At 70.3% G+C, this 21,071-nt stretch carries 13 protein-coding genes and 2 pseudogenes; 6 read left to right on the top strand and 9 right to left on the bottom strand.

What is annotated here, in order from left to right; all coding sequences use genetic code 11:
- Positions 1 to 677: 677 nt before the first annotated feature.
- The 3 genes from ppdK to OG858_RS14960 all read left to right on the top strand — a co-directional run bounded on the left by ppdK (position 678) and on the right by OG858_RS14960 (position 4,281).
- Positions 678 to 3,425, top strand: coding sequence for a pyruvate, phosphate dikinase (gene ppdK, locus OG858_RS14970; protein WP_408059403.1), 2,748 nt, complete (start codon positions 678 to 680; stop codon positions 3,423 to 3,425).
- Between the two features lie 188 nt (positions 3,426 to 3,613).
- Positions 3,614 to 3,760, top strand: a complete 147-nt coding sequence (locus tag OG858_RS14965; RefSeq protein WP_319064774.1) for a hypothetical protein — start codon at positions 3,614 to 3,616, stop codon at positions 3,758 to 3,760.
- A 167-nt stretch (positions 3,761 to 3,927) separates the two neighbouring features.
- Positions 3,928 to 4,281: a hypothetical protein gene (locus OG858_RS14960; protein ID WP_319259555.1), complete on the top strand. Its 354-nt coding sequence runs from the start codon at positions 3,928 to 3,930 to the stop codon at positions 4,279 to 4,281.
- Between the two features lie 32 nt (positions 4,282 to 4,313).
- On the opposite strand, the gene OG858_RS14955 is transcribed toward OG858_RS14960, so the two are convergent.
- From OG858_RS14955 to OG858_RS14930, 6 genes and pseudogenes are all read right to left on the bottom strand, one after another.
- Positions 4,314 to 5,792 carry a condensation domain-containing protein gene (locus OG858_RS14955; protein ID WP_327724016.1) on the bottom strand — a complete coding sequence of 493 codons (1,479 nt, stop codon included), beginning with the start codon at positions 5,790 to 5,792 and terminating at the stop codon, positions 4,314 to 4,316.
- A gap of 54 nt (positions 5,793 to 5,846) precedes the next feature.
- Positions 5,847 to 7,181 carry a glycosyltransferase gene (locus OG858_RS14950; RefSeq protein ID WP_319064771.1) on the bottom strand — a complete coding sequence of 445 codons (1,335 nt, stop codon included), beginning with the start codon at positions 7,179 to 7,181 and terminating at the stop codon, positions 5,847 to 5,849.
- A 185-nt stretch (positions 7,182 to 7,366) separates the two neighbouring features.
- Positions 7,367 to 8,527: an alkaline phosphatase PhoX gene (locus OG858_RS14945; RefSeq protein WP_319064770.1), complete on the bottom strand. Its 1,161-nt coding sequence runs from the start codon at positions 8,525 to 8,527 to the stop codon at positions 7,367 to 7,369.
- A 308-nt stretch (positions 8,528 to 8,835) separates the two neighbouring features.
- Positions 8,836 to 10,467 (bottom strand): sensor histidine kinase, encoded by a 1,632-nt coding sequence (locus OG858_RS14940; RefSeq protein ID WP_328544797.1) that lies wholly within the window; start codon positions 10,465 to 10,467, stop codon positions 8,836 to 8,838.
- A pseudogene (locus OG858_RS14935) lies at positions 10,464 to 10,922 on the bottom strand (winged helix-turn-helix domain-containing protein); the annotation flags it as partial. The pseudogene OG858_RS14935 and the gene OG858_RS14940, both read right to left, overlap by 4 nt.
- 978 nt (positions 10,923 to 11,900) lie before the next feature.
- Positions 11,901 to 12,173 (bottom strand): annotated as a pseudogene (locus OG858_RS14930) (response regulator); the annotation flags it as partial.
- Between the two features lie 274 nt (positions 12,174 to 12,447).
- On the opposite strand from OG858_RS14930, the gene OG858_RS14925 reads away from it, so the two are divergent.
- From OG858_RS14925 to OG858_RS14915, 3 genes are all read left to right on the top strand, one after another.
- Entirely contained in the window at positions 12,448 to 13,089 is a 642-nt protein-coding gene (locus OG858_RS14925; protein WP_086754124.1) for a carbonic anhydrase, read from the top strand.
- A 65-nt stretch (positions 13,090 to 13,154) separates the two neighbouring features.
- Entirely contained in the window at positions 13,155 to 15,035 is a 1,881-nt protein-coding gene (locus OG858_RS14920) for a SulP family inorganic anion transporter (RefSeq protein ID WP_408059402.1), read from the top strand.
- A 504-nt stretch (positions 15,036 to 15,539) separates the two neighbouring features.
- Positions 15,540 to 16,472: an oxidoreductase gene (locus OG858_RS14915; RefSeq protein WP_086750620.1), complete on the top strand. Its 933-nt coding sequence runs from the start codon at positions 15,540 to 15,542 to the stop codon at positions 16,470 to 16,472.
- 232 nt (positions 16,473 to 16,704) lie between these two features.
- Here the strand turns inward: OG858_RS14915 and nirD are convergent, their stop codons facing one another.
- From nirD to OG858_RS14900, 3 genes are read right to left on the bottom strand one after another with little or no spacing between them, the layout of a single operon-like run.
- Complete coding sequence (gene nirD, locus OG858_RS14910) at positions 16,705 to 17,055, bottom strand: nitrite reductase small subunit NirD (RefSeq protein WP_086750621.1); 351 nt, start codon at positions 17,053 to 17,055, stop codon at positions 16,705 to 16,707.
- Positions 17,052 to 19,655 (bottom strand): nitrite reductase large subunit NirB, encoded by a 2,604-nt coding sequence (gene nirB / locus OG858_RS14905; RefSeq protein WP_319064768.1) that lies wholly within the window; start codon positions 19,653 to 19,655, stop codon positions 17,052 to 17,054. The genes nirD and nirB overlap by 4 nt, the downstream gene beginning before the upstream one ends.
- A complete protein-coding gene (locus OG858_RS14900; protein ID WP_319064767.1) occupies positions 19,656 to 20,873 on the bottom strand; it encodes an NAD(P)/FAD-dependent oxidoreductase in 1,218 nt (405 codons plus the stop codon).
- Positions 20,874 to 21,071: the final 198 nt, after the last annotated feature.

The raw sequence follows: 21,071 nt of genomic DNA, 5'->3' as shown, positions 1-21,071 counted from the left end.
CGGCCTTGCCCGGTCTGTGTGAGGGGTGGATGGCCTTGCCCGGTCTGTGTGAGGGGTGGATGGCCTTGCCCGGTCTGTGTGAGGGGTGGATGGCCTTGCCCGGTCTGTGTGACGGGTGGACGGCTTCCCCGTCCGTGTGAGGGGTGGACGGCTTTCCGGTCCGCGTGACGGGTGGACGGCTTCCCGGTCCGTGTGACGGGTGAGCGGTGTGGCGGGAGGGTGGTCCCGCCCGGTCCGCGTGGCGGCGGGCGGTCGTTCCTGACCCGTGTGACGGGCGTGTTTCCGTCCCGAGGACCGGTCCGCATGGTGAAATCCGGGCCCCTGAAACCGCGTGATTCTCGCCACCCCTGATAGGGGTTGCGCTCAGATGAGCGAATTGCGGGCGGTTCCGCGACTTCAAGGGGTGGCACTCGGTGCCACCCTTTGATCGTTCATCGGGCGAACTCAGCTGTATGGATTGCTGCTCATGTGAGCGCTGCGGCGCCCTGTTGGGGGTGGGTGTGTTCAAGAGGTGAACGCATCCCGGGGTCGTTCCTTGCCAAGCTTTGACTTTCGATCTCCTGGCGGACGGGTGGTTACAGGCGCATGACGCGCAAGTGGACGTACCCAGGGGCCTTCGATCTGGGTATGTTCCTCGCCGTCAGGGCAGCCACCGCGTCCTCAAGGAGTTGGGACCTGTGTCGGAAAACAAAGATCCCCACGTAGGCCACGTAGCTCAGAGCGTTGAGGGCGTGAAGTTTGTTTATGACTTCACCGAAGGAAACAAGGACCTCAAGGACCTCCTCGGCGGCAAGGGTGCGAACCTCGCCGAGATGACCAACCTCGGTCTCCCCGTGCCCCCCGGCTTCACCATCACCACCGAGGCCTGCAAGGTCTACCTCGACAGCGGCGACGAGCCCGCGGCACTCCGTGACGAGGTCAGCGCCCACCTCACGGCCCTCGAAGAGAAGATGGGCAAAAAGCTCGGCCAGGCCGACGACCCGCTCCTCGTCTCGGTCCGCTCCGGCGCGAAGTTCTCGATGCCCGGCATGATGGACACGGTTCTCAACATCGGCCTCTCCGACAAGTCGGTCCAGGGCCTCGCCAAGCAGGCCGGCGGCGACCGCTTCGCCTGGGACTCCTACCGCCGGCTCATCCAGATGTTCGGCAAGACCGTCCTCGGCGTCGACGGCGACCTCTTCGAGGAGGCGCTGGAGGCGGCGAAGACGGCCAAGAAGGTCGTCGTCGACACCGAGCTGGAGGCGGCCGACCTCAAGAAGCTCGTCACCAAGTTCAAGAAGATCGTCAAGACCGAGGCCGGCCGGGACTTCCCGCAGGACCCGCGCGAGCAGATGGACCTCGCCATCCACGCGGTCTTCGACTCCTGGAACACCGACCGCGCCAAGCTCTACCGCCGCCAGGAGCGCATCCCCGGCGACCTCGGCACGGCGGTCAACGTCTGTTCGATGGTCTTCGGCAACCTGGGCCCCGACTCCGGCACGGGCGTCGCCTTCACCCGCGACCCCGCCTCCGGCCACCAGGGCGTGTACGGCGACTACCTCCAGAACGCCCAGGGCGAGGACGTGGTGGCGGGCATCCGCAACACCGTCCCCCTGGCCGAGCTGGAGTCGATCGACAAGAAGTCGTACGACCAGCTGATGCAGATCATGGAGACCCTGGAGAACCACTACAAGGATCTCTGCGACATCGAGTTCACCATCGAGCGCGGCCAGCTGTGGATGCTCCAGACCCGCGTCGGCAAGCGCACGGCGGGCGCGGCCTTCCGCATCGCCACGCAGCTGGTGGACCAGGGCCTGATCGACGAGGCGGAGGCCCTCCAGCGGGTGACGGGCGCCCAGCTCGCGCAGCTCATGTTCCCCCGCTTCGACGAGGAGGCGAAGGTCGCCCCGGTCGGCCGAGGCATCGCCGCCTCCCCGGGTGCGGCGGTCGGCAAGGCGGTCTTCGACTCGTACACGGCCGTGAAGTGGTCGCGTTCGGGCGAGAAGGTCATCCTGGTCCGCCGCGAGACGAACCCCGACGACCTCGACGGCATGATCGCGGCCGAGGGCATCCTCACTTCGCGCGGCGGCAAGACGTCCCACGCGGCCGTGGTCGCGCGCGGCATGGGCAAGACGTGCGTGTGCGGCGCGGAGGAGCTGGAGGTCGACACCAAGCGACGCCGTATGACGGTCCCCGGCGGCCATGTGGTGGAGGAGGGCGACCTCATCTCCATCGACGGTTCGTCGGGCAAGGTCTACCTGGGCGAGGTCCCGGTGGTCCCGTCCCCCGTCGTGGAGTACTTCGAGGGCCGGATGCACGCCGGCGCCAACGACGCCGACGAACTGGTCGAGGCGGTCCACCGGATCATGGCCTTCGCGGACCGCAAGCGCCGTCTCCGTGTCCGGGCCAACGCCGACAACGCCGAGGACGCGCTGCGCGCCCGCCGCTTCGGCGCCCAGGGCATCGGCCTGTGCCGTACGGAGCACATGTTCCTCGGCGACCGCCGTGAACTGGTCGAACGCCTGATCCTGGCCGACACGGAGACCGTGCGCGAGGAGTCCCTGAAGGCGCTGCTCCCGCTCCAGAAGCAGGACTTCATCGAACTCTTCTCGGCGATGGACGGCCTCCCGGTGACGGTCCGTCTCCTCGACCCGCCGCTGCACGAGTTCCTCCCGGACATCACGGAGCTGTCGGTCCGCGTGGCCCTGGCGGAGTCCCGCCAGGAGCCCCACGAGAACGAACTCCGCCTCCTCCAGGCCGTCCACCGCCTGCACGAGCAGAACCCGATGCTGGGCCTGCGGGGCGTGCGCCTGGGCCTGGTCATCCCCGGCCTGTTCACGATGCAGGTACGGGCGATCGCGGAGGCGGCGGCCGAGCGCAAGAACGCGAAGGGCGACCCGCGCGCCGAGATCATGATCCCGCTCGTCGGCACGGTCCAGGAGCTGGAGATCGTCCGCGAGGAGGCGGACGCGGTGATCGCGGAGGTCGAGGCGGCGACGGGCGTGGCCCTGAAGCTGTCGATCGGCACGATGATCGAGCTGCCGCGCGCCGCCCTGACGGCAGGCCAGATCGCGGAGGCGGCGGAGTTCTTCTCCTTCGGCACGAACGACCTGACCCAGACGGTGTGGGGCTTCAGCCGCGACGACGTCGAAGCGTCCTTCTTCACGGCCTACCTGGAGAAGGGCATCTTCGGAGTCTCCCCCTTCGAGACGATCGACAAGGACGGCGTGGGCTCCCTGGTGAAGCTGGCCGTGGAGGCCGGCCGCGCGACCCGCCCCGACCTCAAGCTCGGTGTCTGCGGCGAACACGGCGGCGACCCGGAGTCCGTCCACTTCTTCCATGAGGTGGGCCTCGACTACGTCTCCTGCTCCCCGTTCCGCATCCCGGTCGCCCGCCTGGAGGCGGGGCGCGCGGCCTCGCAGTCGACGGGGAGCGATCACCGCTAGACCACCACCGGGTCACCGCGGGCTTCACCCCGCGACCCCGAACCCCGGAACCGCCGCTTGTCCCCGACCGACCCTCACCGATGGGCGGCGGTTCCGGATCACGAGGAGAGGGCGGCACCCCGTGCGGGGGGTGCCGCCCTTTCGGCTTGGGGTGGTTTGTGTCCTCTTGTGCCCTCCTGTGTCCTCCTGTGCTTCAAGATCGTGCCATCTACTGGGACGGGGCCGGGATTCCGCCGCTGCCGGCCTGCGCGCTGGGCGCGGTGGCCGTGGCCGCCGTCGGTGCGCTGCCCCTCGTCGGGCGCCGGATCGATCCGGAGCTGATCCGGCGGGACTGAGGGCGGCGGCGGTGGTGATGTGTGAAAGGGGCGGCGCCCGTGCGGGGGCGCCGCCCCTTTCGCGCCGGCGACAACTCTGTGGCCCGTGTGCCGGTCCCTGGATACCGTCGTTCCCCCGGCCGGCCGAACCCGCGGTTTGCCGTGTGTCCGGAGAGTGAACCGATTCCGTGAGCAGGCAGCGAGAGACGACGACACTGTGGCGGCCCACCGGGCCCGTGGAGTTGGAACTGGTGCGGGAGTCGGGGTGGCGGGCCTGGCCTCCTCGCCTTCCCGAGCAGCCGATCTTCTATCCGGTGCTCATCGAGGCGTACGCGGTGAAGATCGCTCGGGACTGGAACGTCAAGCATGACGGGGCGGGGTACGTCACGCGGTTCGAGGTCGAGGCGGAGTTCCTGCGGCGGTATCCGGTGCGGCAGGCCGGCGGGGAGACGATTCTCGAGTTGTGGGTGCCGGCGGAGGAGCTTGCCGAGTTCAACGCGCACATCGTGGGCGAGATCGAGGTCGTGCACGAGTTCCGATAGCCGAAACGGCAGCCGAAGTCATGGTTCACAGGTCAGCTCCTCACGGTCGTCGCCCCCCGGGACGGCCGTGGGATGGACACCGGCTCCGCGCTGCGTTCGCCCGCGATCTCCAGCAGGACCCGTACGAGTTCGTCGTGGAGCGCGTCACTGATCTCATGTGCTTGGGGGGTGTCGACGTGCAGCATGTTGACGTGGAGGCCGGTGGCGGTGCGGTGGAACCAGTGGCTGATGCCGTTGCCGCGGGCTGCCCAGACATGCAACGTCGGGTTCCAGAGCGGGTGCTGGAGGCCTCCGGGGGTCCTTCGGAAGTCGATGTAGGAGAAGAAGTTCACCGGGAACGGCCAGTGGTGCAGCGAGAAGGTCTCCGGGGCGAGCAACTCCCACGCCCGTACGAAGGGGATGTCGGCGTGCCGCTGCAACTCGCCGTACGCCGTGCGGGCCCGCGCGATCGTGGTCGCGTGGTCCGTGCCGCCCTCACCCACCTGGAACTCGATCGGCATCGTGTTCACGAACCAGCCGATGGAGTGCTGCCACGGGTTCGGGGTTCCTCCGGCCTTCCCTGCGCCCTCGTCCGTCCGCTCACTGATGGGGAGCAGGCCCCGGTAGATCCCCGGGCCCCCGAAACGGTGCTGGGCCGTCGCCGCGGCCGCCAGTACTGCCGTGAAGACACTGCCTCCTGACGCGCGGGCGCCCGCGGCCAGCGCGTCGGTCCGGTGAGCGTCCAGGAGGGGGAGGGCCCGGTTCACGAGGGGGTACAGGTGGTCTCCCGGCACGCCCAGGTCGAAGGGGAACCTGGGGAAGAAGCCGCCGTTCCCGTGGATGAAGTCCTTCCAGTACGTCAGACGGTCGTCGTCGGGACGGAGGGAGGCATGGCGGCGACGCTGGTCGTCGCCGAAGGTCAAGTAGCTGCCCGCGGAGGGGAGTTGCGGAGAGCGTTTGGCCGTGAGAGCGGTGTACGCGGTCTGGAGTTCGTTCACGACGACGGGCATGGACAGGCCGTCGCACACGATGTGGTCGAAGCAGAGGTAGACGGTCGCGCTCGTCTCCCGGACCACCGCGCCCATGAGGAACAGCGGCCAGGACAGTGTGTCGATGCTCTTGAACGTCTTGTCGAGGTGGGTGTGCAGGTCGTCCCCGGTGTAGAAGTGACCGACCTCCTCCGCCTCCAGGACGATGGACTCGGGCGCCAGTGCCGTGCAGTTCAGGTCACCTGCCAGGCGCTGGAACTCACTGCGGAGCACTTCGTGGCGCCGTACGAGGAGAAGGAGCGCGGATTCCAGGGAGGCGGTGTCCAGTCGGCCCTCGATCTCGAAGGTGACCGTGATCGAGCTGGCGATTCCGTCGCTCGTACTCCGGGTCGCTTCGGACGAGGAGTGGTGCTTGTCCTGGTTGAACGAGGCTGATGTGCAAGTGGAATTCTGCCCGTCCTGGGAGGAGTGCTTCGTGCGCAGGGACCAGGAGATTACGGTTCCGGGCTCGATGGTGGCGTCGGAGAAAGGGATTTGCAGCACTCGGGGGCTTTCTGCTCGTGACCTGTGGGGGGAAGGCGAGGGGAATTCTGGGGATCAGGCGAGGTGGGACAGGAGCGAATCCACCGCTGCGTCGACACCGTTCTCGGCCTGGACGAGGGGCGCGATCTCACTTGCCCGGTGTCGCAGGCTTCGGTCCGTCACCGCCGTACCGATCGCTTCCGCGAGCCGGTGTGCGGTGAGGGTGCGGGGGGTGAGGGGAGCGGGGGCCACACCCAGGGCACGCATGCGGGCGGACCAGTGGGTCTGGTCGCCCATGTGGGGGCAGAGGACCTGAGGGCGGCCTGCGGCGAGGGCGGCGCCGACGGTGCCGGGGCCGCCGTGGTGGACGATCGCGGCCGTACGGGGGAAGAGCCAGTCGTGCGGGGCTTGTTCGATCATCAGGATGTTCGGCGACGGGGGGCCGGATGCGCTTGCCGCCGCGGCGATGCCGCCCCAGCCGGTCGCGACCACGGCCCGAACACCGGCGAGGCGGATCGCCTCGGTGACCAGCGCGTTGTTGCGGTGCGCCCGGGTGCCGGTCATGCTGCCGAAGCCGATGTAGACGGGTGGCGGCCCCTCGTCCAGGAAGCGGGTCAGCTCCCTGGACGGTGTCCAGTCGGGGCGGGCGGGCAGGTACCAGAAACCCGTGGTGCGTACGGCGTCACCCCACGCCGGGTCGGTCGGTGTGATGTGTCGGCTGAACGACTGCAGGACGGGGCGCCGTCGGCCCGCGGGGTCCCGCAGCCACCGCCGTGCACCGTGGCGGCGAGGGGCCAGGCCCAGTTCGGCCGTCCGCCAGCGCTCCACTTCACGGGACCGCTGGGCCGCTGTGACCAGGGTGTATGTGCTCCGGTTGAGGAAGCGTGGCACTCGGGGGAGCGGCATCAGCTGGCAGGGGAACATGTCGGTGGGGATCCAGCCGGGTTGCAGCGCCACGACGAAGGCGGGTACGTCCAGCATGTCGGCCACATGCTGGACGGGGAACGCCGCCGAATGCACCACGGCCGCCACGTCACCGTGGTCGTGGGCGATGGCCGCCACGTCCCGCAACGGGGCGATGAGCAGGTGCTTGAGGCGGGCGACGGTCCGTGCGGCCGCGACTTTGCCGCGTACACCCACGAGGCCGTTGTCGATGATCCTGCGGGTCGCCGTCTCGTCGAGGATGCGGGTGGGGCCGTCGTCGATCGCGGCGAAATCGACGCCATGGGCGGCGGCGTCGGCCGCATAGGAGGAGGGGGCGGCCAATAACGGGTGATGGCCGTGCCGACGCAGCGCCACGGCCAATGCGAGAAAGGGTTGTACGTCCCCGCGAGTACCGCAGGCCGCCAGGAGAACCTTGCGCGAGCGAGCGCCGACTTCGAGGCTCTCCGGCCCCAATTCTTTGGGCATGACCACGTGCTGAACCTAGCAGAAGGAGAATCGAACAAGTCTGGGGCGACAGTGAGTTCGAGTCCTTTTCTGCGGTGTCTGCGATGTCTGCGGATTCTACGGTTCCTGAGATGTCTGCGGGTTCTGTGATTTTCTTTTTTGCGGAGGTGGGGCATTCGATGTGCTAATCGTTTATGTCCCTGCCATCAGGTTCGGAACGGGCCCGTCACCTCGTAGGTGATTCCGCCCGATGAACTACCGCTCGTGCCGCGTTGGCTGGAGAAGTAGAGGCGCCGGCCGTCGGGGGAGAAGGCGGGGCCGGTGATCTCGGAGGCGGACTGGCCGTCGATGCGGAGGAAGGGGGCGATGGTGTCGTTCGGGGTGATGAGGCAGATCTCCATGGTGCCGCCGTCCTCGGCGACGTAGAGGTCGCCGGAGGAGGTGCCGGTGATGTTGTCGACGCCGGTGAGGGGAGCCGTGCCGGAGGTGACCAGGGAGTCGTCGTACGCCAACTCGTAGGTGCCGGCGGCGAGGTTGAGCTGCCAGACACGGTTGTCGCCCTTGGTGGTGAACCAGACCGTGTCGTCGGCGTAGTAGCAGCCCTCGCCCCCGTTGAAGGACTTCGAGCCCGAGACCTGGGCGCGGGTGGTCGTGGGGGAGCCGTCCGGGTCGGGGACGTTCGCCCAGGTGTAGGAGCCGGACGCGGCGGTGCCGGCGACCATGACCTGGAGGGTGCCGGAGGACAGGTCGCCCCAGGTCGTGGGGACGAAGCGGTAGAAGCGGCCGTTCGTCTCGTCCTCCGTCAGATAGACCACCCGGCGGACCGGATCGGCGGCCGCCGCCTCGTGCTTGAAACGGCCCATCGCGTCCCGGCGGACCGCCGCCGTCGTGCCCCACGGGTCGGTCTCGTAGACGTACCCCCGGTCCACCTCCTCGCAGGACAGCCAGGTGTTCCACGGGGTCCTGCCGCCGGCGCAGTTCTGGCGGGTGCCGGACAGGACGCGGTACGCGGACGTGACCGCGCCCGTCGACGAGAACCGCACCGCGCTCGCCCCGCCGGACGGATTGATCTCCGAGTTGGAGACGTAGATCCAGCCGGTGCCGTCCGCGTAACAGGCGCCGCCGTCGGGGGCGTTGTGCCAGGCGTACGACGTTCCGGGGACCGTCTGGCCGGAGCGGGCGATCACCCGGCTGGTGAAGCCGACCGGGAGCCTGATGCCGTTGGCGTCCGCCGAACCGAGGGCCCCGTACGGGCCCGCGCCGGGCTGGGCGGGCGCGGCGTACGCGGCACCGCGCCACAGGGTCCCGCCGAAGGCGGTCGATGTGCCGCCGAGTACGGCCGCGCGCAGGAGAGTACGACGTTCCACTGTCGCTCCAAGGGGTACCTTGACCGGCCCGCCTGCCGGTCGGCGGCGGGGTCGCGCGGTGAGGGAACTTACGGGAGCGTGATTGACGGAGCATGGACAACTCATGACTCTACGGCGGCGTTCACGGATGGCACATGGGTCGCGCATGGATGGTGCATGGTTGACGCACAGGGACGGCGTGTGAGTGACGCACACGGACGGGCGGGTCGAGGGCCCCGAAGGGGGCGGCGGCGAACCGCGCGATCAGCCACGTACGACCCGCCGTCGCCGTACAAGCGCCACCCCCGACTCTTGGGCGGGCGATCCACTCAGGCGGGCAGCGGCGGAGCCTCCCGGCGGCGTTGCCCCGGGCGCCCTCCGAAGCCGTGGCCGTGGGGGTGAACCGGCGGCTCGGCCGACGGAAGGCGGACCACCGCGTCCAGCCCACCCGTGCCCGCTTCCCGCAGCGCCACCTCTCCGCCGCTGGCGTGCGCGAGGCGCTGGACGAGCGAGAGACCGAGACCGGTACCACCCTTGGGGGCGCCGGGGGCGCGCCAGAAACGGTCGAACGCGCGGGCGCGCTGTTCGGGCGTCATGCCGGGGCCCTCGTCGGTGACGTGGAGGTCGACCCAGCTGGGCCGGGCGTCGCGCAGCGCCCGGCGGGCGGGGACGAGGAGCCGTAGCTCCATGGTGACCGTGCTGTGGGCGGGGGAGGCGCGCAGTGCGTTGGAGAGGAGGTTGTCGAGGATCTGCTCCACGGCTCCGGGGACTGCCGTCACCGGCCCGACCACCCCGGCGAAGAGGACCAGTGAGACCCCCTCGCGTTCGAACAACGGCCCCCACGTACGGTGCCGTTCCGCGCAGACCGTGCCCAGGTCGACCTGGGCCGGGATGGCCGCCGCCTCCTCCAGGCGGGCCATCGCCAGCAGCCCCTCGACCATCCGGGCCAGCCGGTCCGTCTCGGTGACGGCGGCGTCGAGGCTCGGCCGGGCGTGCCGGGCGATGTCCGGCTCCAGGTTCTCCAGCCGTAGCCGCAGCGCCGCCAAGGGGGTCTTCAGCTGGTGCGAGGCCTCGCCGGCGAAGGCCCGCTGGGAGGCCAGCAGGTGTTCGAGGCGGGCGGCGGTCGTGTTGAAGGCCGCCGCGAGACTCCGTACCTCCGGCGGGCCCGAGGTGACCACCACACTGGTGGCCGCGCCCCCCTCGGCCAGCCGGTGCGTGGCCTCCTCCAACTGGCGGATGGGGCGCCCCGTCCAGCGCGCGAACGCGAACGCCACCGCTGCCACCCCGGTGAGCACCGCGAGTCCGGCGAGCGCCAGCAGCAGCCAGACCGCGAACACGCGGGCGTGCACCATGGTCGTCGGGAGGGTGACGCGTACGGCGCCCTGCGTCAGCGCGCCCGAGTCGGAGCCGGTCCCTGCCCCTGTCCTTGTCACCGTCCTTGTGGCTGTGGCTGTGGCTGTGGCTGTGGTCGTGGTCGTGGTCGAGCCGACGACTGTGATCGAGCCGGTGTCCGTGTCCGCGTCGGCGCCGGTGTCCGCCGCCGCGTGGCCGACCGGAGCCGCCACGGACAGGTAGTGGACGCCGCCGGTCGTCGTCGTGCGTACGTCCGTGGTGGCGCGGCCGCGGAGCGCGGCGGAGATCTCGGGTTGGGACGAGAGGGCCTGTTCCTCGTCGTCGGACAGGGAGTGCGAGGAGGCGAGCAGTTTCCCGTCCGCGTCGACGATGACGACCTTGCCGCCGATGCGCTCGGCGCAGTGCCTGGCCCGTTCGACGAGTTCGTCCTGGCGGTCGGCGGCGAGGGACAGCGCGGCATACGCGGCCACCGACTCGGCCTCGTCGTTGGCCGAGTTGACGATCCGCTCGCGTTCGGCCCGGGAGTAGACGAAGCCCAGCGGGATCTCCAGGCCGAGCAGGACCAGGGCGGCGAGGCTGAGGTAGCTCAGCAGCAGGCGCCGGGTCACGACGCCCTGGCCTCGGGTGTGCGATGCCTCCCGGATCCCTGACCGCGGCCCCGGCCTGGCCCCGGCCCTTGCCCGCGACCCTGGGGCTGGCCCTGGCCCTGGCCCTGGCCCTGGCCCGGGCCCGGCGCCTGCCCGGGGGTGCGTACGGCCAGTCGGAAGCCGACACCGCGCAGGGTCTGGATCCACGCCGGGTCGCCCAACTTGCGGCGCAGGGTGGCGACATGGACGTCCAGTGTCTTGGTCGGGCCATGGTAGTGGTCGTCCCAGACGCGGTTGAGTATCTGCTGCCGGGAGTAGACCGCGCCGGGGTCCTCGGTGAGCAGCGCCAGCAGTTCGAACTCCTTCGGAGTCAGCGCGACCGGCACCTCACCCACCCACACCTGCCGGGTCCGCCGGTCCACGACCAGCGGGCCGGGCGGCGGCGGAGCCGAGCCGTCGTCGTCGGCGGCCGGGCCGACGGGGGTACGCGGTTGCGGCGGGACCTGCTCGTACATGGGGGGCTCGTAGACGGGCGGTTGTTCGTAGACCGGGCTGCCATGCGCTGGGGTTCCGTACGCCGGGCTCCCGAAGGCGGGGCTGCCATGCGCTGGGGTCCCGTACATCGGCGAGCCGTGCGGGGGCGTGCCCTGCGCGGGGGTGCCGCCGAACGCCGGGCTTCCCCACGCCGGGTCGCCGGGGGCGGTCGGGGTTCCGTGTGCGGAGGTGCCTTCGAAGGGCGTTCCCCTCATCGGTGTTCCGTGCGCGGGGGTTGCCTGCGACTGCGCCGTGTGGGCCGATGTCTCGTAGTCCGGTGCGCGATGGGTCGACTCGCCATGAGGCGACGCGCCATGACGGGATGCCCCGTGCGCCGGTTCCCCCTGGGGCGGCGTCTCGTACGTGGCAGACCAGTCGTACTCCGACCCGTCGGCCCCCACGCCGAAACCGGCCCTACGGCGGCCCGCGTCCCCGTCGCCGACACCGGCCCCGTCGCCGGCGTCCCCGAGGCCGGTGCGACCCGACCCGCCGTCTCCGGCGCGGCCGGACCCCACGGCCCCGAGAACGTCCCCCGCGCCGAGGTCGTCCACCGCCCCGCGATCGCTGCCGCCCCCGAAATCGCTCGCGGCCGTGAAGTCGCTCCCGGTCCCGAAGCCGATCCGGGACCGGCCCCCGACACCGGCAGGAACACCGAGGCCGCCCCCGGTGGCCGACTCCCGCCGTACCGCCAACTCCTGTGCTGAAGGAGGCCGTTGTGCGTACGCCCCACTTCCGGCGTCGACCCCGATTCCAGCACCGCCCTCGACGTCGGCCCCGGCCCCCGCCTCAGCCACCACAACCCCCGCCACCACGCCGGGCACGGCCCCGCCCCCCGGTCGCTGATGGCGTCGCGACACCGCCCGTATCCGGGCGACCAGTTCTCGGATGCTGAATGGTTTCGCCAGGTAGTCGTCGGCGCCGAGCTCCAGGCCCAGTACGCGGTCGGCCTCCTCACCGCGCGCGCTGAGGATGATGATGGGGACGTCGGAGGTCCGGCGGATCCCGCGGCAGACGTCTATGCCGTCCATGTCGGGCAGGCCGAGGTCCAGCAGGACGACGTCGCCGTGCGGACCTCTCAACCCGTCCGCGCCGGTGGCCACGTGGTGGACCGTCAGGCCGAAGTGCCGCAGCCCGTCGGCGAGCGGTTCGGCGATCGTCTCGTCGTCCTCGATGAGCAGCACTCGTACGCCCATGGCCGCCTGTCTCTCCAGAAAGTCGGGACAACACGAGACCCGTGCTGTGGGGCGCCACGCTACAAGAGACCGAACACGAACGTGCAGGGAATCCGGAGCATTGTGAAATGACCCTCAGAAATCGCTTGTATTCGGTCACCCGACCTGCGGCGAAGGGGTGTCTGGCTGAAATCTATGGAAAATCTGGCGTCGCTTTAGTGTTCGCTTAACCTTCCTCTGGTCATCGCCCCTCTACGGTCGAAAGAGCTGGTCGGAGCCACTTCAGGGAGGCAGGATGAAGGCGTTGCTGGATCGCGCCCGGTCGTTCAAGCGACGGGTCGACTTCGAGAGCGATGAATACCGGAAACTCGCCGTCGGACAATTTCCCGAGGCGCTGTTCATTACCTGCTCGGACTCGCGGGTGATTCCCGCCCTGATCACCGGGGCGCGACCCGGTGAGATATTCGAGCTGCGAAATGCGGGCAACATCGTGCCGCCGCACGACGCGTACGGGGCCGCCTCCGGTGAGGCCGCCACCATCGAGTACGCGTTGGAGGTGCTCGGCGTTCAGGACATCGTGGTGTGTGGTCATTCCCACTGCGGCGCGATGGGCGCACTGACGTACGGCGCCGACCTGTCCGGCCTGCCCAGGGTGGACGCCTGGCTCGACCACGCGCGGCCCGCGCTCGCACCGGTACTCGGCGAACGCGGCGTGGACACCGCTCGTGACGCCACCTCGTCGTCCGAGGACCCTGCCCTGACCGAGGTCGTCCAGCTCAACATCCGTAACCAGCTCGCCGTCCTGCGCGACTACCCCGTCGCCCGGCAGCAGCTCGACGCCGGACGGCTCCGGTTGCACGGCTGGTACTACGAGATCGACACGGGCAAGGTCCACGAACTGGACGCGGACGGGGACTTCCAGGTGCACGACTCATGAGCGGCGCACACGGACGACGTCACGCGGGGGGCGCCCGCCGAGCGGTCAGGAACAGTCAGGCCGATATGGCCGATATCGCGGGCATGGCCGAGCGGTTCAGGCAGACCGGTACGGCCGACATGCCCGACCGCGCTCCCGACACGCTTGACTACAGCGGCGGTTCGCGGGAACAGAACGGGCCCAAGGGCACCCGCGCCGGAGCCCCACGCGGTCGTATCGACTTCGGCACCGAGATCACCGCCTCCCTCGTCGTCTTCCTCGTCGCGCTGCCGCTCTGTATCGGCGTGGCCGTGGCCTCCGGGGTGCCGGCCGAGCTGGGCATCATCTCCGGGGTGATCGGCGGTCTGGTGGTCGGCGCCGTGCGTGGCAGCACGCTCCAGGTCAGCGGACCGGCGGCCGGTCTCGCCGCGCTCGTCGCGGAGACGGTCATGGAGTTCGGCGTCGCGATGCTCGGCGTGATCGTCCTCTTCTCCGGCATCCTCCAGATCGTGCTGGGCCTGGTGAAACTGGGCCGGATGTTCCAGGCGATCTCCCTCGCCGTGGTCCAGGGCATGCTCGCGGGCATCGGCCTGCCGCTGATGTTCAGCCAGCTGTACCCGATGTCCGACTCCAAGGCGCCGGGCACCCCCTTGGAGAACATGGCGGGTGTCCCCGGGCTGATCGCCGACACCGTGACGAACCCGCAGGCGCTGATCGCCGCCGGGCTCGGGGGCGTCACGATCGTGCTGAGCTTCCTGTGGAAGAAGGCGCCGGGGCCGGTCAAGAAGGTTCCGGCCGCGCTCGTGGCCGTCGGGATCGGGATCGCCGTCGCATCGTTGCCGGGCGTCGAGGTGAAGACGCTCCAGGTCGGCAATCTGCTGGCGTCCGTGGACGTACCCGGGCCGGAGCAGCTGTCCGGGCTGGCCAGTGCCGGGATCATCACGGCGATCCTCACGTTCACGGTGATCGCTTCGGCGGAGAGCCTGTTCACCGCCGCCGCCGTGGACCGGATGCACAACGGCCCGCGCACCCGCTACAACACCGAACTCATCGCCCAGGGCGCGGGCAACACGATCGCCGGAATCCTCGGCGCGCTGCCCATCACGGCGGTCGTCGCGCGCAGCTCGGCGAACGTCCAGGCCGGAGCCAAGACCCGCCTGTCCCGCACGCTGCACGGCCTCTGGCTGCTGGCCTTCGCGCTGCTGCTGCCGCAGGTACTGGCACTGATCCCGATCTCGGTGCTCGCGGGTGTCCTCGTGCACAGCGGGTGGAAGCTGTTCGCGCCGGACGAGTTCCCGAAGATGTGGCGGCAGGACCGGGGCGAGTTCGCGGTGATGACGCTGACGACGCTGGTCATCACGGCGACCGCGCTGCTCGAAGGGGTGCTGTTCGGGCTGGCCGCGGGTGTCGTGCTGGCCGCGCTGCGCATGTCGCAGACCGTCGTGCGGCAGCACATCGAGGACGACACGGCGAAGGTCGTCATGGCGGGCAACGCGACGTTCCTGCGGCTGCCGAAGCTGATCGACGCGCTGGAGAGCGCGGCCGCCTCCGGCAAGCCGCGCATCCGCCTCGATCTGCTCGGGGTGACCCACCTCGACCATGCGTGCCGCAGCCAGGTCGAGGAGTTCGTGGCGCAGCAGCGGGGAGCGGGGCTGCGGGTGGAACTGCTGATGCCGGACCTCACCGACACCGGCACGCGGGTGCCTGCGGCGGCTGAGCCGATGCCGATGCCGATGCCGGTGCCGGTGCCGGTGCCGGTGCCGGATGTGGAGCTGGATCCGGCGGAGGTGTGGGACTACGCGACGGTCGGTACGGCGGCGGTGGGGGGTATGGGACAGATGCCGTCGGTGTCCGGGGGTGGGCCCGGGCCCACCGCCGAGTGGTTCTATCTCGACACTCGCCCCATGCCGGGCGTGCCGGATTCTCCACCGCCGTTGCTGCGCCGGGGGCGCGACTGGGCGGATTGAAAGGACGGGGGTTCGTGGGCGGGCGCTGGTCCGGTGGGGCTTCTCGCGCAGTTCCCCGCACCCCTGAAGGCCAGCAGGCCCTGCGGGCCTGAACGACGACGGCCCCGCACCTCTGAAGGCCAGCAGTCCCTGCGGGCCTGAACGACGACGGCCCCGCACCTCTGAAGGCCAGCAGTCCCTGCGGGCCTGAACTACGACGGGCCCGTGCGCCTGAACGACGACGGGCCTGCGGGCCTGAACGACGACGGCCCCGCACCTCTGAAGGCCAGCAGTCCCTGCGGGCCTGAACGACGACGGGCCCGTGCGCCTGAACGACGACGGGCCTGCGGGCCTGAAGACGACGGGCCTGCGGGCCTGAGAAGCAGGGGCGCAGCCCCTGCCTCTCAGGGGCGCGGGGAACTGCGCGACCAGCCCCCACCGGACCCGCAGCCGTCACACCTCCCGCAACACCCCCGGCGGGACTACGCTGACAACGGCTGAGGAACGCATCGGGAAGGCGGCGTCATGGCAGGCTGGAACGCGGGCGACATCCCCGATCAGCGCGGCCGCGCCGCCGTCGTCACCGGCGCCAACAGCGGCATCGGATATGCCGCCGCCCGGGAACTGGCCCGCCGCGGCGCCCACGTCGTCCTCGCCTGCCGCAGCCCGGAGCGGGGCGCCGCCGCATTGGAGCGGATGAGTTCCGAAGTCCCGGACGCCAGGGTCGAGTTGATGCGGCTCGACCTCGGAGACCTTGGTTCCGTACGGGACTTCGCGCAGGCGTACGGGCGCGCGAGCGACCGGCTGGATCTGCTCGTCAACAACGCGGGCGTGATGGCCGTGGCCCAGAGTCGCACGGCCGACGGCTTCGAGACGCAGTTCGGGACCAACCACCTCGGTCACTTCGCTCTGACCGGTCTGCTGCTGCCCATGCTCCTGGCCACACCGGGCGCCCGGGTCGTGACCGTCTCCAGCACCATGCACCTGAGGGCGAACATCGACATCGACGACCTCAACAGTGAGCGCCGGTACGGACGTTGGGTCGCCTACGGCCGCTCCAAGACCGCCAACCTGCTCTTCACCCATGAACTGGCCCGGCGGCTGGCCGCCAACGGCTCGGAGGTCGTCGCGGCGGCCGCCCACCCCGGCTACGCGGCGACCAATCTCCAGACGGCCGGAGCCACCGCCGAGGGCCGCAAGGGCGTTGAGCGCTTCATGCGCGTAGGCAACAGCATCCTCGCCCAGTCCGCCGAAGCGGGCGCCCTGCCCACCCTGTACGCGGCGACCGCGCCCGACGTACGCCCCGACTCCTTCATCGGCCCGTCCTTCCTGATGTGGCGCGGCGCGCCGGGCCCGGCCAAGCGGGCGCCCTGGGCCCGCAACGACCGGGCCGGCGAACGCCTCTGGACGGCTTCCGAGGAGCTGACAGGGGTCACGTACGACGAGCTGAAAGCGTGAGACGCGAGCGGAAGGCGTGAGACACGACGAGCCGAAGGCGTGAGACACGACGAGCCGAAGGCGTGAGACGCGACGAGCTGAAAGCGTGAGACGCGAGCCGAAGTCGTGAGACACGAGCCGAAGTCGTGAGACACGAGCCGAAGTCGTGAGACACGAGCCGAAGTCGTGACGCGCGAACCGTAGCCTCGTACGGCTCGCGCGCCACAGCAGGGGTGAGGGCCCGGGGCGAACGCTACGCGGCGCGCACCTCGTACGCCGTGATCCGTACCGTCTCGTCGTCCAGGCACTCCCCGCTCGCCAGGTCGAAGCGCTGCTTCAGGAGCGGGGAGGCCACGAACGGGCGGCCCTGGTGGGAGCCGGTGAGGCCGCGGGAGAGGACGGCGGCGCCGCCGAAGGGGTCGCGGTTGTCGACGGCGTACAGCCTGCCCGCGCGGTCGAGGAAGAGCGCGGCCTGGTTGCCGTCGGGGAGCAGGGCGGCCACGCCGCGGCCCGGGATCAGCAGGGTCAGGTCGCAGACCGTGAACCAGCCGTCCGCCAGCCGCAGCTGGACCTTCACATCGGTCTTCTCGGGAGCGAGGGTCATCGCTGGGCGCTTCCTTCCAGGACATCGGCGGGCCGCAGGCCGATGGACAGCAGCGGCAGGTCGGGCTTGATCTGGTCGCGTTCGGGGACGAAGCCGACGACCGGGTCCGGGGTGTCCGGGGCATTGACGAAGGACACGAACCGGGCGAGCTTCTCGGGGTCGTTGATGGTGGAGGCCCACTCGTCGGCGTAGTGCGAGACGTGGTCCGTCATCAGGGACTCCAGCTCCTCGCAGATGCCGAGGGAGTCCTCCACGACCACGTCCCGGACGTGGTCCAGACCGCCTGGGATCCGCTCCAGCCACGTCGAGGTGCGCTCCAGGCGGTCCGCGGTGCGGATGTAGAACATCAGGAACCGGTCGATCAGCTTGATCAGTTCGGCGTCGTCGAGGTCCTGGGCCAGGAGGTCCGCGTGGCGAGGGGTGGCGCCGCCGTTTCCGCCGACGTAGAGGTTCCAGCCGTTGGAGGTGGCGATGATGCCGAAGTCCTTCGACTGGGCCTCGGCGCACTCGCGGGCGCATCCGGAGACCGCCGACTTGAGCTTGTGGGGCGACCTGAGCCCCCGGTAGCGCAGCTCCAGGTCGATCGCCATGCGGACCGAGTCCTGGACGCCGTAGCGGCACCAGGTCTGCCCGACACAGGACTTCACGGTCCGCAGCGACTTGCCGTAGGCGTGCCCGGACTCGAAGCCGGCGTCCACCAACCGGGCCCAGATGATGGGCAGTTGCTCGACGCGTGCGCCGAACATGTCGATCCGCTGACCACCCGTGATCTTCGTGTAGAGACCGAAGTCGCGGGCGATCTCGCCGATCACGATCAGACCCTCGGGGGTGATCTCACCGCCGGGGATGCGCGGGACGACGGAGTACGAGCCGTTCTTCTGGAGGTTGGCCAGGAAGTGGTCGTTGCTGTCCTGCAGGGCCGCCTGCTCGCCCTCCAGGACGTAGCCGCTCACGCCGATGGTCGGGGCGAGGGAGGCGATGATCGAGCCGACCGCGGGCTTGCAGACCTCGCAGCCGTCGCCGCCCTTGGCCTCGTCCCGCCCGTACCGGTCCAGCAGCTGCTGGTAGGTGTTGATCCGCAGCGCGAGGACGATTTCGTACAGCTCCTCGCGGGTCTGCGAGAAGCAGCCGCACAGGCCCTTGTCGACGACGACACCGCCGGCTTCCAGTTCGGCCGTGACCAGCTGGCCGAGAACCTTGACGCAGCTGCCGCAGGTCGTACCGGCCTTGGTGCACTTCTTCACCTCGGGCACGGTGGTGCAGTTGTGCTCGGTCACCGCACCGCGGATCGTGCCCTTGCGGACGTTGTTGCAGGAGCAGATGATCGCGTCGTCGGGCAGCGCGGTCGGGCCGAGCTGGACCGACTCCCCGGCGCCGGCGGGCAGCACCAGCGACTCGGGCGAGACCGGCGGGACGGACCCGGTGAAGGCCTTCAGCGTGCCGTACGCCTCCGCGTCGCCGACCAGGATGCCGCCGAGCAGCTCGCCGTCGCGGCCGATGACCAGCTTCTTGTAGACGCCCGAGCGGGAGTCGGAGTACACGACGTCCAGGCAGTCGGCGGTCGCGCCGTGCGCGTCACCGAAGGAGGCCACGTCGACGCCGAGAAGCTTCAGCTTGGTGGACAGGTCGGCGCCGGTGAACGAGGCCTCGTCGGCGGCGATCGTCGCGGCGGCCGTCTCGGCCTGCTCGTAGCCGGGGGCCACCAGCCCGTACACGCGGCCGTCCGAGGCCAGCGCGCACTCGCCGATCGCGAACACGTGCGGGTCGTTGACGGTCCGGCACTGCTCGTCGACGCTGATGCCGCCGCGCTCGCCGACCGTCAGACCGCAGTCGCGGGCGAGCTGGTCGCGGGGGCGGACACCGGCGGAGAACACCACCAGGTCGGTGCTGAGTTCGGAGCCGTCGGAGAGCTTCATGCCGGTGACCGCGCCGTCCTCGCCGACGACGATCTCCTGCGTGCCCACACCGGTGTGGACCGACAGGCCCATGTCCTGGATCGTGCGCAGGAGGGCGGCGCCACCGCCGTCGTCCACCTGCACCGGCATCAGCCGGGGCGCGAACTCCACGATGTGCGAGGTGAGTCCGAGGCCCTTCAGCGCACCGGCCGCCTCAAGGCCGAGCAGACCACCGCCGACCACGGCACCGGTCTCGGCCGTCTTCGCGTACTCCTCGATCGCGAGCAGGTCCTCGATCGTGCGGTAGACGAAGCAGCCCTTGGCGTCCTTGTTCGGGACCGGCGGAACGAAGGGGAACGAGCCGGTGGCGAGGACGAGGGTGTCGTACTCGAAGACCTGCCCGGAGCGGGCCGTGACCTTCTTGGCCTCGCGGTCGATCGTCTCGGCCGGGTCGCCGACGAGCAGCTCGATGCCGTGCGTCTCGATGAACTCCATGTCGGTCATCGACAGGTCCTCGGGCGTCTTGCCCGCGAAGTACGAGGTGAGCGCCACCCGGTCGTACGCCGGGCGCGGCTCCTCACACAGCACGACCACGCGGTGCGTGGCGGTCAGGCCGCGCTCGGCGAGCGCCTCGAGGAAGCGCTGGCCGACCATGCCGTGGCCGACGAGCACGATCGTGGGGGTGGGCCCCAGGGTGGCGGACATTCAGGAGCCTCCATCGTTGGTGAGCAGGTGGAGCAGGGGAGCGCCGTTCGTGGGGAGCGGCTCCGCTCCCTCCCAGGCGCGGGCGAGCGCGCCCACGGTGCCGAGTTCGCCGACGAGCACCCCGCCGACCAGGCGGTCGTCGCGGACGACGACCTTGCGGTAGGTGCCGCGGGTGGCGTCGGTGAGCTGGATGACGTCGTCACCGGGCAGCGGCTCGGGCTCGCCGAACGCCGCGAGATCGAGGAAGTCCGCTCCGGCGAGCGTCAGTCGGGTCAGGGCGCGGGTTCCGGTGTAACGGGAGGCGGTGTTCCCCGCCAGCAACTCGGCCAGCACGTCGGCCTGTTCGAGTGCCGGGGTGGCGAGCCCGTACACCGTGCCCTCGAACTGGGCGCAGTCGCCGATCGCGTGGATGTGCGGGTCGGAGCTGCGCAGCTCCTCGTCGACGATGACGCCCTTGTGCACGGCGAGTCCCGCCTCCTGGGCGAGACCCACGCGGGGGTGGACCCCGCAGGCGATGACGACCAGGTCCGCGTCGAGCGCGTAACCGTCGGCCATCGACACGGACCGTACGGTCCCGCCGAGGCTGCGGACGGCGCGTACGCGTGTCTCGGTGTGCACCTCGACGCCGAGGTCGGCGAGGTGCCGACGGACCAACTTCGAGGCGGACGGGTCGAGTTGACGCTCCATCAGCCGTTCGCCCTGCTGGGCGAGAACGACCTGTGCGCCGCGCAGGGCGAGCGCGCGGGAGGCGGAGACCCCGAGGAGCCCGCCGCCGATGACGACGGCCCGCACGCCCGGCCGTACGGCCTTGGACAGGCGCAGGCAGTCGTCCATGGTCCGGAAGGCGTGCACCCCGTCGGGGAACTCGTGCCGCTCCGGGTCCCAGAGGCCGCGCAGCGGCGGCAGCACCGGGTTCGAGCCGGTCGCGAGGACCAGTTTGCCGTACGCGATCTCCGTACCGTCCGCGAGATGTACGGCTCGCATCTCGCGGTCGATACGGACCACCCGGCCGTGCGTCAGCTCGGCGGGGGCGGGCAACGCGATGACCTCGGGCGCGTACCGCCCGGCCAGGACTTCGGCGAGCAGCACCCGGTTGTAGGGTGTGTGCTCCTCCTCGCCGACCAGGGTGGCGGGCATGCCGAGCTCTCCGAGCCGCCGGGCGAGACGTGCACCCGCGAGGCCGGAGCCGATCACCACCACACGCTCATTCGAGGTCATGTCCTTGAGCGTGCGGTGCCGGTGTTACCCGACCGCATCGCGTCTGTTTCCCACGAGGAACGCTGCCCTCCCCGCGGCCCCGAGCGCGGTGTGAGGGGTTTCCGGAAGGCCTGGGTGGGGTGTGAGGACGCCCGGGATCACGCTGTTGACCTGGCGATACGAGGGTCGTGCGGGCGTATACGGGAGAGCGGGGCGGAG

Origin of the sequence: Streptomyces europaeiscabiei (assembly GCF_036346855.1) — a bacterium.
Lineage (GTDB): Bacteria > Actinomycetota > Actinomycetes > Streptomycetales > Streptomycetaceae > Streptomyces > Streptomyces europaeiscabiei.
This window is presented reverse-complemented; position numbering and strand designations above follow the sequence as displayed.